Genomic DNA, 14,177 nt, shown 5'->3' with positions numbered 1-14,177 from the left:
AATGATTTTATTGCTTAGATCGGCTGACATTAAATTCGATTCAAGAATTAACAAATATATTTCTTTACTTGAACAAGAGAACATTAAATATCATGTTCTCTATTGGCCTCGTAATCGCGTTCCTGAAAAGCAAAAAAATACAACTTTTTATACAAAAAAAGCTACCTATGGCGCTAAGTTAAAAAGCCTCCTTGGCTACTTAGGATGGTTTAAATTTATATTAAATTATATACGTAATAACCGAAAGGAAATTACTATAATTCATGCTGTCGATTTAGATACAAGTATCATGGCTATGCTAGCTAAATTGTTTTTTAGATCAGAGTATATATATGAAGTGTATGATCATTTTGCCGATTCACGAAATCTGAATGGTTTTACTCGCTTGGCATCTTGTAAATTAGAATCTATAGTTGCAAAGTACGCAAATAATATTATATTAGTTGATGATAAAAGAGTACAACAGCATGATTTTTCATCTAAAAATAATGTTCACATAATTGAGAATGTTCCAAATAGTCAATTTTTGTGTAATGAAAAGCCTGCAGCAAAAAAGCCTCTAAAAATTTGCTACGTAGGTGTACTAGAATCGCACTGTCGCGGATTAGAAAATATTCTCAAAGCTATTGAGGGAAGAGGTTTAGAGCTCCATATAGCCGGTTTTGGAGGGTGTGAACAACTATTTAAAGAAACTAAAAATGATAATGTTTTTTTCTATGGTTCTGTCGATCACAAAAAAGCAATAGAGATCATGTCTAGCTGTGACATATTATTAGGTTTGTACTACTTATCGAATCCAAACCATATTTATGCTTCACCAAACAAGTATTATGAGCACCTATTTTTATCTAGGCCACTAATCACCTCAAAAGGTACACCTCCAGGTGAGAAAGTTGAATTAAATAACAGCGGTTGGGTTATCGGAGACTCATTTAATGATTTAAATGAATTACTAAACTGGTTGGAACATGATGCAACCAGTGAAAGTATTCAAAAGTTAGGTGAGAACGCTGGCGAATGTTGGAAAAACCGTTATTTAAATTATTTTGATGAATACTTAAAACCTACTTACCTTGCCTTAATTAAAAAATGAAAATATCTTATAAACAAAATGCGGTGCTTTTTTATCTGTTTATAATTAAATTTTTATTTATTTTTGTAGCAGAGTTTGGCTATTCAAAAGTTTCTCAATTAGGTGATAGTCATAGATATTTAGAATCAACAATTACCTTTGGTTCATCTTTACTCTATTCATCAACGGCATTGATGGAGTTTAGCGGAGCTATTGTCAAATACCTTCAGCCGCCACTGTACCATTTGCCTGCTATGATTTTAAGCTTTATTGGGGTTGCAGTATCTTTTAATGCGCTAAAAAAGAGAAGTGTCTTTAATAATAAATGGTTGTTGTATTTATTTATTCTTTTAAACGTAATGCCATCATATTTGATTTGGACATCAATACATTCAAAAGAAGCTGTTGCAGTTTTGTTTATGAGTTACTTTGCAGTCATAATAATTAATATGATCGATAAAAGGGATGAAATAAGCAAAATTTCATTTTTATTTTTTTGTTATCTTTTATTGATTTTCAAACCTCAGTATTTTGTTGCCATTATTAGTGTAGTTGTTTATTTATACCTGTTGATTAAGTTTAGGCTAAATGCATACCTTTCTATACTACTGTTCTTGTGTATGTTTACAGTGCAATTCATGTTGCTTGTTTCAGTTAGTGAGTATATCGATCTAGTTACACTCAATATGTATTCTCATTTTGATCCTGAAAATGCAAAATCGACTAGAGAAAATATTTACTTTGTGAACGAAGGGGACTTTTTTAGAGGTATGTTATATGGAATGTTTATTAGCTTCTGGGGGCCTACAATAAATGAAACTATTGCTAGGCCTGTATGGGCTGTGTTTTTCCTTGAAAGCCTTGTTATAATGCTCGTCTTTTCATTTTTGTACCTTGGACAAATTTATAGACTGTTATCTTATAAATTCAACTTTATTGCATTTGGAGTTCTATTTTTTAGCTTATTTTGGTTACTGCTTGTTCATTACCCATTTGGAATATTTAATCCAGGCTCAGCAATACGTTATAGGCAAAATTTTTACCCTTTTTTAGTTCCTTTACTTATATTTATGTATCATTGGGTAACAAAGCCTCCCAATGTTGACGGAGAAATTAAATGAAGATTGCTCATGTGCAATTATTACCACTAATGACTGGTGTTCAGCGAGTTAGTTTTGAAGAGTTGATTCGTTTGGACAATCAAAGTGTTGACAGGTATTTAATTTACAAAGAAAGCGGTGAGCTAACTAAGTATGCAGAGAGCGCTGGTATTAAGTCAATTTTTATAGACTCGTTAGTTCGTGAAATTAGCTTAATTAATGACTTGAAAGCGTTTTATAGATTATATCGATTATGCAGACAAGAAAAGTTCGATGTAGTGCACACCCATTCATCGAAAACAGGTGTATTGGGGCGTATTGCTGCAAAGTTAGCTGGTGTACCAATGGTAGTTCATACTGTACATGGTTTTTCATTCCCAGCAGCGCAGAGCAAATTTGCAAAGTCTCTCTACTTTATAATGGAGTATGTGGGAAGTAAGTTTAGTGATAAGGTAATTTGCTTACATCAAGATGATAAATATATAGCAGTTAATCAATTAAAAACTAAAGAATCTAACGTGTGTGTTATCGCTAACGGGGTTAACACGGATAAGTTTTATCCTGCAGCTGGCAATGCCCAAAATAATAAAAAAGTTATTGGTATGGTGGGTCGCTTATGGCCGCAAAAAGATCCAATTACCTTGGCTAAGGCTGGAGTTAAACTATTCTCTCGTCGAAGTGATTTTGAAATTAGATTTATAGGTGGTGGTGAGCTAGAGGTTTCATTGAAAGAAATAATCAATGAAGCGAAAGCTGAACAGCATATAAGGTTGCTTGGTTGGAAGGATGACATTGCTGAGCAGTTGCGTGAGTTTGATGTATTTGTATTACCTTCATTATGGGAAGGAATGCCCTTAGCGATCCTTGAAGCACAGTCAACAAAGTTGCCATGTGTGGTTTCAAATATTCAAGGGAATAACCACCTAGTAAAAGATCAGTTTGATGGGCTATTATTTGAGCCCAAAGATGTTGACGGTCTAGTTAAATGTCTTGAAAAGCTATTAGATGATCCTGATTTCGCTGATCGTCTTGCAACAAACGCGCGGAATAAAATCGAATCTGATTTTGATATAAATGATCGAACTAAAAAGGTTTGTCAGTTATATGCAGATAAATTGGGTTTAAATGTAAATGAGATTTTTAATCCATTAATTAAAAAAGTGATTCAAAAGTGAAAGTATTAACAGTATTTGGTACTCGCCCAGAAGCCATTAAAATGGCACCTCTTGTTCATGCATTGGCTAATGATAGCCGCTTTGAAGCTAAAGTATGTGTAACGGCACAGCACCGTGAAATGCTAGATCAAGTACTTGAGCTTTTTAAAATCACCCCAGAATACGACTTAAATTTAATGAAAGCAGGGCAAACACTGCCAGAAGTAACAAGTCGTATTTTACAAGAACTGACGCCAGTTCTTAAAGAATTTAAACCAGATGTTGTACTTGTTCATGGCGACACAGCCACAACATTTGCAGCGAGTTTAGCGGCATATTATGAGCAAATTGCAGTTGGTCACGTTGAAGCGGGTTTACGTACCGGTAATATTTATTCACCATGGCCTGAAGAAGGTAATCGTAAATTAACAGGTGCATTAACAAAATTTCATTTTGCGCCAACCGACACCTCAAAAGCGAACCTTCTAAAAGAAAATTATGCAGATGAAAATATTTTTGTAACCGGTAATACGGTTATAGATGCACTTTTACTGGTTAAGCAGCAAATAGAAGGTGATGCAGGGCTAAGTAATACATTAGCGTCACAATTTCCAATGCTTGATGAAAGTAAAAAACTTATTTTGGTAACAGGCCATCGCCGAGAAAGCTTTGGTGGCGGATTTGAGCGTATTTGTGAAGCATTAGCGCAAACAGCTAAAACTCATCCAGATACGCAAATACTTTACCCAGTACATTTAAATCCAAACGTACAAGAACCGGTAAAGCGTATATTAAAAGATGTAGATAACGTACATTTAATAGAGCCGCAACAGTACTTGCCATTTGTATACTTAATGAATCGCTCACACATAATTTTAACTGACTCAGGTGGTATTCAAGAAGAAGCCCCAAGCTTAGGTAAACCTGTACTTGTTATGCGGGATACCACAGAGCGCCCAGAAGCAGTAGACGCTGGTACAGTAAAATTAGTTGGTACTGATGTAACAAAAATTACTTCCGCATTGAATGAGCTGTTAACTGACGATGCAGCATATAAAGAAATGAGTCGTGCTCATAATCCATATGGTGATGGCCAAGCATGCCAACGCATCTGCGATGTTCTGTCAGGTTCAAATACGCTCTAATAAGCTAATGGTGTGAAGTGTGAATTTAAATGTAGTTTACTCAGTCGGCTATGGGGTTGTGTCGCGCGGCTCCTTATTGTTAATAAATTTTATAGCCGTAAAATTATTAACAGGGAGCGAGTTTGGTGAGTTTTCATATTTACTTAGCATCGTATCAAGCTTAGCGACATTTGTAGCGTTCGGCTGTTCCGTTACTACAAACACAGTTTTTTCAAAATATTCTGATGATGTAAACCTCAAAAGCAAAACGTTATGTGCAAGCATTAGCTTCACTTTCTTGTTGGTTTTGGGGTTGTTCTTATTGACCTTGCCTTATCTTAAAAGTGAGCTTGTTGGTATATCATCAGATAATAGTTTTTTTATACTATTTGTTGCTTTGATGGTATTGATTGGGTTTAGTGGGGTTTATGAAGGTGCTCTCTATGGTTCCTCAAAATATAAAACGCTATTTTTCTACTCAATTGCTACTTTTGTAATATTTTTGCCGCTCGCGATTTACTTAATCGATGCGTATGGAGTAATCGGTGGTTTACTTGCCGTTGCTGTATTTAGGTTACTTTTTAATGCATTCGGTACTTATGAGCTGTTTTTTAAATCTAAATTAGAGGTTAGTTGGCGGTTCTTTTTTTATATTGATAAAAGTATATTTAAAATTTTTAAAAGCTTAAGTGCGCCTTCTATCCTTGGTGCAATGATGGTTGCTCCTGCAATAACAATCACCTTAGGTTTACTCAATGAGTTTAACAGCTCTAAAGAGGAAATTGCTTACTTCTCTTGGGTTTATCAGGTCTATTTAGTGGCTATTTTTATTCCTAGTTCCTTGTCTGGTTATTACATATCAACCCTTTCTAAGAAGGGGGGGAATGTAAAGGTCATGGATATCATGGCTGCTAATCTGATTTTCTCAGTCGTGGTCGTAGCTTTTTTGTTTATATGCAAAAGCCTGATATTAAAACTTGCTGGGGAAGAGTACTTTATTAGCGCTGGAGAGATATTTAACTACTTGATACCATGCGTTATTCTATATTCTCTTAATGCCGCTTTTGGTAGTTATTGGCCTGCAAATAATAAAGCATGGTTTGGTTTTGCTTTAAATTTCTTATGGGCCATAACGGTATTAACTCTTTCATATTTACTAATACCATTAAATAATGGTGTAGGAATAGCTTTGGCGCTAAATGTTGCTTATGCCCTTCTTTTATTAGTGCAACTCATTTTGTGGTTTTATTTAGAGAGGTATCAACAAACTTCAGATTGAATGTTGGTTATTTACAGAAATGTTTTAGGCACTTTCAAAAAACAATTTTTTAGTTTTTGAAAGTGCCTTAGTGCTGATGTGCTAAAGCAATAACGTTTTTAGTGTAGAGTAAATTCTAAAACCGCCATCTATAGTGAAAATATTGACCATAACTGTTTAGGCAACTGATTAATAAAAAACAGAGGTTGAGTCTGAAAAGTTTTAATCGGTTTTTTTATAGACATCACCCTAAAGTAGCACGTATAATCCCCCGCGTCTGAAATAAGAATATGCAGTTCTTAGACGCAAAGTCACTATTTTAGGGATTGATATGGATAGTTGGTACTTATTATTTTGTAAATCAAGGCAAGAAGCTCGTGCCCAAGTTAATTTACAAAACCAAGGGATTGAAGCTTTTTTTCCTCAGCTACAAAAACAACAGCTAATTAAGGGTCGTCGTACTTTTAAGCAATTAGCTGTGTTTCCTAATTATTTATTTGTTCGCTTAAATCCCCACACCGGCAACTTTGCTGCGGTAAAAAACACCCGCGGTATTAGTGGTTTTGTGTCGTATGGTGCGTCGTATCAATTAGTACCTGCACAACTTATCAAAGAATTAAAAAATTTCGAGCTAGCGCAAGATAGTAATAATTTACCGCAACCCGGTGATTTAGTGTGCCTAAATAATGGCTCATTTAAAGACGTACAAGCAATATTTAAAGAGCCAGACGGCGACATGCGCAGCATATTGTTAGTCAGCCTACTAAATAAACAAATAGAAATGAGCGTAGATAACAGCGACGTAAGAAAAGTAGGGTAAAAGTTAAAGGTTAAAGGCATTAGTGAAGTGACAATGACCTAATGAACACGCGTCAGCAAGCTTAACGCCTACGGTGTTAAATTGTATTCTGGTGTTTAATTACGTGTAGGCGAGTGGCTTGCCACCGCGAAAGATTTACTCAGTGCTTGGTGATTAAAATGGTTTTCGTAGGAGCCGGTTTTAGCCCTAAAAGAATAAATATTCACCACAGAGAATACCGAGATCACAGAGGAAGGAATAATAAGTTAACCTAAGGGTTGCATAAATGTTTTCTCGGTGCCGCGAAGTATCTCTGCGCTCTCGGTGGTAAAAACAGTTTTGTAGGCGAGTGGCTTGCCACCGCGAAAGATTTACTCAGTGCTTGGTGATAAAAATGGTTTTCGTAGGAGCCGGCTTTAGCCCGAAAAGAATAAAGATTCACCACAGAGAATACCGAGATCACAGAGGAAGGGATAATAAGTTAACCTAAGGGTTTCATAAATGTTTTCTCGGTGTTGCGAAGCATCTCTGCGCTCTCGGTGGTAAAAACAGTTTTGTAGGCGAGTGGCTTGCCACCGCGAAAGATTTACTCAGTGCTCGGTGATAAAAATGGTTTTCATATGAGCCGGCTTTGGCCCTAAAAGAATAAATATTCACCACAGAGAACACCGAAATTACAGAGGAAGGGATAATAAGTTAACCTAAGGGTTTCATAAATGTTTTCTCGGTGTTGCGAAGCATCTCTGCGCTCTCGGTGGTAAAAACAGTTTTATAGGCGAGTGGCTTGCCACCGCGAAAGGTCTTGTATTTTACAATTTGAATTAAACTGACCAGAACGTAGGAACTGTAACCTAGGGGCGGAAGCGTGCCTGATTAAGCTACGGGTTATGAGCATCGTGATACGAGCAGTATGGTGTTGTTTTATAGTTTGTGCCCTAGGATTGAACAGATGGGTTTTGAAACTTCAAAACATTTTTTATTGTCAAATTATTTTCAGCACGCCGCAAATCAACATGGATTGGTCATGAGATATGAAAATTTAGAAGTTTGGCAAAGGGCTTTCAGGCTTAGTTTATTAATTTATAGTACATTTGAAACTTTACGTGATTACGGTTTGAAAGATCAGATGTGCAGATGATCTGTCTCAGTGCCAAGTAATATAGCAGAGGGTTTTGAAAGAGATTTTGAAAAAGAAAAAGCGCGGTTTTTAGGTATCGCTAAAGGCTCTATAGGTGAGTTAAAAACTCAGGTTATGATTGCATTTGAATTGGGTTATATTAGTCACACGCAGTCTGAACTTATTCTCGAAGAATGTGAAATAATTGGGAAAATGCTTGGCAAGTTAATAAAAACCATCAAAAATACTTGATAAGCCCGAAGCCCGAAGCCCGAAGCTTTTAACTAAATTAACAAAAAAGTTAACTGCTTGCACAGTAAACGTGCAAGCAACCTTGCGAAGCAAGGATAGCCATGCTTTAATTAGCCAGCAAAAAATAACAGCAATATATTTAAAATAAGCTGAAAGTTTTAGAATTTAATATTATTTGGGAATAAACAATGGCGCTAAGCTGTAAAACACTTGTAGCATCACTCACGTTGCTAACAATGACAGGTTGTACAATCATCCCCGGTAGCCATTTCGAAGGAATCGAATCGGGTGAACAAACAAAAAACCTTGAACAAGACCTTGAAAAAGTAAATATTCAAATTATTGACTCATCTTTAATTTATCAGCAAAAACAATCGCGCAAAAAAACTAAGTCACCTTCAAGCCTTGATGGTTTAAATGTTAATAATTACGAATACATACTTGGTGTAGGTGATGTACTTACCATTGGTGTATGGGATCACCCAGAATTAACCATACCAGCTGCAGTACAACGTACCGCTGAGTTTGATGGTTTTCGCGTGCAAGCAGACGGTACCATTACTTACGCTTATGCGCCGAATATTCAGGCTGCAGGTAAAACAGTACAACAAGTACACAATGAGTTAGTTAAACGCTTAAGTCGGGTGATTGAAGATCCTCAAGTTGATATCAAAGTGGTTGGTTTTCGCAGCCAAAAAGCTTACGTAACTGGTGAAGTAACTAAGCCTGGTGTATACCCAGTAACCGAAATTCCACTCACATTGATTGATGCCTTAAATCAAGCCGGTGGTTTAACTGCTGCTGCGGATTGGCGCACAGTAACGTTTACTCGCGGCGACAAAACAGAAGTAATAAAGCTTGATGATTTTTATGCGCATGGCGATATTTCACAAAACCGCTTATTACAGCATGGCGATATAGTGCATGTAAATCGCAACGATTTACAACGTGTTTTTGTTTTAGGAGATGTTAAAAAAGCGGGCTCAGTTGATGTTAATCGTTACGGTTTAAACTTGGCGCAAGCGCTTAGTGATTCAGGGGGCTTAAACGAAAACACCGCCGATGCGAATGGTGTGTTTGTGCTACGTAAACGTAACCTTGAAACCGATGGTGTGATTGCCGATGTATACCAGCTGCATGCAAAAAATGTTGCAGCGTTGGTATTGGCCGAGCAATTTGAATTACAACCTCACGATATCGTATATGTAACATCGGCACCGCTTGCTCGTTGGAACCGTGTAATTAGCCTATTACTACCATCAATATCAACAGTAGATGCTGTTAACGATGTAGCCAACACTAATTAAGGGTTAATAAAAGATGTTTGATTCTATTTTAGTAGTGTGCGCAGGTAATATTTGCCGCAGTCCAACGGCTGAATACGTATTAAAAAGTAAGTTAGCTGGTAAAAATATCAAAGTATCGTCTGCTGGTTTAACCGCGCTTGAAGGTAAAGCTGCCGACGCGACAGCAAAGCAGATTGCTGCAACGAATGGTATAAATATGGACGAGCACCAAGGCCGGCAGTTAACATCAAGCCTAGTTGCGCAAAACAGTGTGATTTTAGTGATGGAACAACGCCATTTAACTGATCTCTGTAGTCGTTATCCTGAAGCGCGCGGAAAAACCTTTTTACTCGGTAAATGGTTGGATGATAAAGAAGTTCCAGATCCATATCGGCAGAGTCTTGAAGCGTTTGAACACGTTTATGCATTAATCGACAGCGCCTGTAGCGCTTGGCAAAAGTATTTATAAGGATAGGCTAGTACATGAATGCTCAGCCCACTGCATTAGCAGCAAACAAACAAAATCGGTTGTCTGAACAACAGGCACAAGCAAGCCAAGAAATTGACCTAATGGCACTGTTAGGTGCTTTGATAGATCGTAAATATTTTATAATCGCCTTAACAGCTGCGTTTATGGCTGTTGGTGTGGTTTACGCGGTATTTTCGACCCCGGTATATCAAGCAACGGCGATGATCCAAGTTGAAGAAAGTGGTGGCTCAGTGCCAGGTTTTGACGATATGTCGGGCATGTTTGAAAGTACTTCAGCTGCGGTTACTGAAATTGAGCTGCTAAAATCACGTTCAGTCATTGGCGAAGCGGTTGATACATTGCACCTTGATGTAGTTGCAGAGCCCAAATTATTCCCATTTATAGGTAGCCGTGCGTTTCGTAAATTTAGCCCTATGAACGAAGGTGAGTTAGCTGAGCCGAGTTTTGGCGCGATCTCATATGCGTGGGGCGGTGAGAGCATTGATGTATTTAGGTTTGATGTACCACGATCTGCTGTAGGTATCGAGTTTACATTAGTAGCGCAAGAAAATAATGCTGTGGCATTATTAAATGACGAAGGCGAACAAATATTAGCGGGTAAAGTAGGGCAAGAATTAACCAATGGTAAGTTTAACTTAACGATACGTAGTTTAAATGCTCGTGCCGGTACTGAATTTACAATACTGCGTAAAGATCGCTTAAATACTATTTTAGATTTACAAGCCGCCATTGGTGCCAGTGAAAAGGGTAAAGACTCTGGCATTATTAACCTAGGCCTACAGAGCGAACAACCACATTATGCTGAAAAAGTGCTAGATAAAGTGGCGGGTATTTATGTACGCCGTAATGTTGAACGTAATTCAGCCGAAGCACAAAAATCCCTAGAGTTTTTAGAAGTACAATTACCAGAAATTAAAAAGCAACTTGAATTTGCCGAGCAACGTTTTAACGATTACCAAATTAAACGTCAGTCAATTAATATTACCCTTGAAACGCAAGGCGTATTAGAGCAAGTAGTTAAACTTGAAACAAAACTACAAGAGCTTGAGTTAAAGCGTTTAGAAATGAGCCGCAAGTTTAAAAAAGACCACCCAACTTACCAAGGCTTAATTGAGCAAATCAACGCCGTTAATGAGCAGAAAAAAGAATTAGTTGGTGAAGTAGGTAACCTACCAGAGACTCAACAAGAGTTACTGCGCTTAAAACGCGATGTAGAAGTAAGTAACCAAATTTATACGCTATTACTAAGCAAAACCCAAGAGCTTGATATAGTGCGTGCCGGTACAGTAGGTAACGTACGTATTATTGATTTTGCAGAGGTGAATACCTCGAAACCTGTTAAGCCTAAAAAAGCCTTGATAGTCGTGATGGCTACTATGCTAGGTGGTATGTTAGCTGTTGCAATTGTGCTGGTGCAAAAAGCCATGCACAAAGGCGTTGAAGATCCAAACGAAATTGAGGCAATTGGCCTGCCAGTATATGCCAGCGTACCGTACTCAGATTATCAAGATAAACTCACTGGTTTTAGCAAAGCGCTTAAAAATAAAGCGAATAAACCTAAGTCCATATTGGCACTTGATAACCCAGCGGATTTATCAATTGAGGCACTGCGTAGCCTACGTACTAGTTTACATTTTGCGATGATGGAGGCTAAAAATAACTTAATTGCAATTTCCGGCCCAAGTCCAGGTGTTGGTAAATCATTTGTATCAGTTAACTTAGCCGCAGTTTTGGCACAAAGCGGTAAAAAAGTACTAATAATCGATGCCGATATGCGTAAAGGGTACTTACAGACTCAGTTTGGCTTAAAGTGGGATGATGGCTTGAGTGATTACCTATCTGGGCGTTTAAACCTTGAACAAGTGACTAAGCCAACTACTGTAGAAGGGTTGAGTGTTATTACTCGTGGGCAAATACCACCGAATCCATCAGAATTACTTATGCATAGTAACTTTAGTAAGTTAGTTGAAGAGGTAAGTAGCGCATACGATATAATAATTGTTGATACACCACCTATTTTAGCGGTGACCGATCCGGCAATAGTTAGCGCCCATACTGGCACTACATTATTGGTAACCCGTTTTGGCCAAAACCATATTAAAGAGATCGAACTTACCCGTAATCGTTTTGAGCAAAATGGCACCGATGTTAAAGGTGTGGTATTTAACGGTGTAGTTAAAAAAGCCAGTAATGCATACGGCTATTACGGTTACTACAATTACGAATATAAATCGGATAAGTAAAACGTAGCAGCGATTTTATATCGCGAAAAAAAGGTTCATAGGTGCTAGGTAAGTAACTAGCACCTAAAATCTTTGACTTCAAATGTAGGCGAGTGGCTTGCCACCGAGAAAGGTTAAAAGTTAAAGGTAACTAGGGGAAAGGTTAAAAAAAACTAGGTTCTAGGATAGTGACTAGGACCTAAAATCTAGAACCTAGAACCTTTGGTTTCAAATGTAGGCGGGGCTTTATGCCGCGCAGTTGTGATAAAAGTAAAAGGTTCACCACAAAGAACATGTAGGAGTCGGCTTTAGCCACGAATGGTTTTTCGGTGCAGCAAAGCGCCTCGGTGCTCTCGGTGGTAAAAAATTAAGTAAATTCACCACAGAGGACACTAAGTTCACGGAGGTAGAGATTAGAGAGCTAATAAATTAACTTTTATCTAGCTTTTCTCGATGTAGCGAACGCCTCGGTGGTAGAACTTGTTTTGTAGACGGGGCTATATGCCGTGCAGTTGCAATTAAAGTAAAAGGTTTACCACAAAGAACACGTAGGAGTCGGCTTTAGCCACGAATGGTTTTTCGGTGCAGCAAAGCGCCTCGGTGTTCTCGGTGGTAAAAAATTAAGTAAATTCACCACAGAGGACACTGAGTTCACGGAGGTAGAGATTAGAGAGCTAATAAATTAACTTTTATCTAGCTTTTCTCGATGTAGCGAACGCCTCGGTGGTAAAAATTTTTTATAGGCGGGGCTTTATGCCGCGCAGTTGTAACTAAAGTAAAAGAATCACCACAGAGAGTACGTAGGAGTTGGCTTTAGCCACGAATGGTTTTTCGGTGCAGCAAAGCGCCTCGGTGGTGAAAATGGTTTTTGCTAGATTAATTAGCTCGCTGCTCGTTGCACAAAGCCCGTAGCAGTTTTTAAACTGATTAACCTAGAACCTAGAACCTAGAACCTAGAACCTAAAATTTGACACTGTAATGCAACATAGTCGCGTTACTCTGATAGCTGATAAATATTTATTTTAAAACTCACAAAGGATGTAAAGTGAAAGTATTAACAGTATTTGGTACTCGCCCAGAAGCCATTAAAATGGCACCTCTTGTTCATGCCCTAGCTAACGATAGTCGTTTTGACGCTAAAGTATGTGTAACTGCACAGCACCGTGAAATGCTAGACCAAGTACTTGAGCTTTTTAAAATTACCCCTGAGTACGATTTAAACTTAATGAAAGCAGGGCAAACCCTGCCAGAAGTTACAAGCCGTATTTTGCAAGAATTAACTCCTGTACTTAAAGAATTTAAGCCTGACGTTGTGCTTGTTCATGGTGATACCGCAACTACGTTTGCTGCGAGCTTAGCAGCTTACTATGAGCAAATTGCAGTAGGTCACGTTGAGGCAGGTTTACGTACAGGTAATATTTATTCGCCATGGCCTGAAGAAGGTAACCGAAAACTAACTGGTGCATTAACACAATTCCACTTTGCACCAACGGATACTTCAAAAGCTAACTTGCTGAAAGAAAATTACGCAAGCGAAAATATATTTGTAACCGGTAATACGGTTATTGATGCTTTACTACTTGTTAAGCAACAAATAGAAAATGATACACAGTTAAGTAACACATTAGCATCACAATTCCCTATGCTTGATGAAAATAAAAAACTTATTTTAGTCACGGGCCATCGCCGTGAAAGCTTTGGTGGTGGGTTTGAGCGAATTTGTGAAGCGCTAGCGCAAACAGCTAAAGCTCACCCAGATACGCAAATACTTTACCCAGTGCATTTAAACCCAAATGTTCAAGAGCCAGTAAAGCGTATATTAAAAGATGTAGACAACGTACATTTAATAGAGCCACAGCAATACTTACCATTTGTATATTTAATGAATCGCTCACATATTATTTTAACTGACTCAGGTGGCATACAAGAAGAAGCGCCAAGCTTAGGTAAGCCGGTACTGGTAATGCGTGATACAACAGAACGTCCAGAAGCAGTAGAGGCTGGTACAGTTAAATTAGTTGGCACTGACGTAGCAAAAATTACTTCTTCACTAAATGAGTTATTAGCTGATGATGCTGCATACAAAGCAATGAGCCGCGCCCATAACCCGTACGGTGACGGCCAAGCATGCCAACGCATTTGTGATATTTTAGCAAAAAAATAAGCGTAGGCGTGGGTTTACCCCGCGCAGTACTTTACAAAAAATAATGGCAAGCTTAAAAAATACATAAATAAAGCTTGCCATAAAAAGTTTAAAATTAAAATTTGTAGAACCTAGAACCTAGAACCTAGAACCTAGAACC

Annotated in this window: 10 protein-coding genes and 1 pseudogene; all 11 read left to right on the top strand. The window is 37.9% G+C overall.

All coding sequences use genetic code 11. The features are described from left to right. Window position 1 precedes the first annotated feature (1 nt). The 11 genes and pseudogenes from H5186_RS20480 to wecB (H5186_RS20430) all read left to right on the top strand — a co-directional run bounded on the left by H5186_RS20480 (window position 2) and on the right by wecB (H5186_RS20430) (window position 14,038). Window positions 2–1,093 carry a glycosyltransferase gene (locus H5186_RS20480; protein WP_182719275.1) on the top strand — a complete coding sequence of 364 codons (1,092 nt, stop codon included), beginning with the start codon at window positions 2–4 and terminating at the stop codon, window positions 1,091–1,093. After that, window positions 1,090–2,193, top strand: a complete 1,104-nt coding sequence (locus H5186_RS20475; protein ID WP_182794892.1) for a hypothetical protein — start codon at window positions 1,090–1,092, stop codon at window positions 2,191–2,193. Before H5186_RS20480 ends, H5186_RS20475 begins: the two co-directional genes overlap by 4 nt. After that, window positions 2,190–3,347 (top strand): glycosyltransferase family 4 protein, encoded by a 1,158-nt coding sequence (locus tag H5186_RS20470; protein ID WP_182794891.1) that lies wholly within the window; start codon window positions 2,190–2,192, stop codon window positions 3,345–3,347. The genes H5186_RS20475 and H5186_RS20470 overlap by 4 nt, the downstream gene beginning before the upstream one ends. After that, window positions 3,344–4,471, top strand: a complete 1,128-nt coding sequence (gene wecB / locus H5186_RS20465) for a non-hydrolyzing UDP-N-acetylglucosamine 2-epimerase (RefSeq protein WP_182719278.1) — start codon at window positions 3,344–3,346, stop codon at window positions 4,469–4,471. Before H5186_RS20470 ends, wecB (H5186_RS20465) begins: the two co-directional genes overlap by 4 nt. Window positions 4,472–4,490: 19 nt before the next feature. Then, on the top strand, window positions 4,491–5,729 hold the full coding sequence (locus H5186_RS20460) for a hypothetical protein (RefSeq protein WP_182794890.1): 1,239 nt from the start codon (window positions 4,491–4,493) through the stop codon (window positions 5,727–5,729). Window positions 5,730–6,039: 310 nt separating this feature from the next. Beyond that, window positions 6,040–6,528 carry a transcription/translation regulatory transformer protein RfaH gene (rfaH, locus tag H5186_RS20455; protein ID WP_182794889.1) on the top strand — a complete coding sequence of 163 codons (489 nt, stop codon included), beginning with the start codon at window positions 6,040–6,042 and terminating at the stop codon, window positions 6,526–6,528. A 1,003-nt stretch (window positions 6,529–7,531) separates the two neighbouring features. After that, window positions 7,532–7,876 (top strand): annotated as a pseudogene (locus H5186_RS23405) (four helix bundle protein). A 188-nt stretch (window positions 7,877–8,064) separates the two neighbouring features. Beyond that, on the top strand, window positions 8,065–9,183 hold the full coding sequence (locus H5186_RS20445) for a polysaccharide export protein (RefSeq protein WP_182740907.1): 1,119 nt from the start codon (window positions 8,065–8,067) through the stop codon (window positions 9,181–9,183). Window positions 9,184–9,196: 13 nt separating this feature from the next. Beyond that, on the top strand, window positions 9,197–9,631 hold the full coding sequence (locus tag H5186_RS20440) for a low molecular weight protein-tyrosine-phosphatase (RefSeq protein ID WP_149980561.1): 435 nt from the start codon (window positions 9,197–9,199) through the stop codon (window positions 9,629–9,631). Between the two features lie 14 nt (window positions 9,632–9,645). Continuing rightward, the gene (locus tag H5186_RS20435) at window positions 9,646–11,895 is read left to right on the top strand and encodes a polysaccharide biosynthesis tyrosine autokinase (protein ID WP_182794888.1); all 2,250 of its coding nucleotides are present in this window, start codon (window positions 9,646–9,648) and stop codon (window positions 11,893–11,895) included. A 1,024-nt stretch (window positions 11,896–12,919) separates the two neighbouring features. Next, window positions 12,920–14,038, top strand: coding sequence for a non-hydrolyzing UDP-N-acetylglucosamine 2-epimerase (gene wecB, locus H5186_RS20430; protein WP_182785389.1), 1,119 nt, complete (start codon window positions 12,920–12,922; stop codon window positions 14,036–14,038). The last annotated feature ends 139 nt before the right edge of the window (window positions 14,039–14,177 follow it).

It is taken from the genome of Pseudoalteromonas sp. SG41-2 (assembly GCF_014164535.1).
In the GTDB taxonomy this organism is placed as follows: Bacteria; Pseudomonadota; Gammaproteobacteria; order Enterobacterales; family Alteromonadaceae; genus Pseudoalteromonas; species Pseudoalteromonas rhizosphaerae.
Note: the sequence above shows the minus strand (reverse complement) of the source record. Positions and strands in the feature narration are given on the sequence as shown.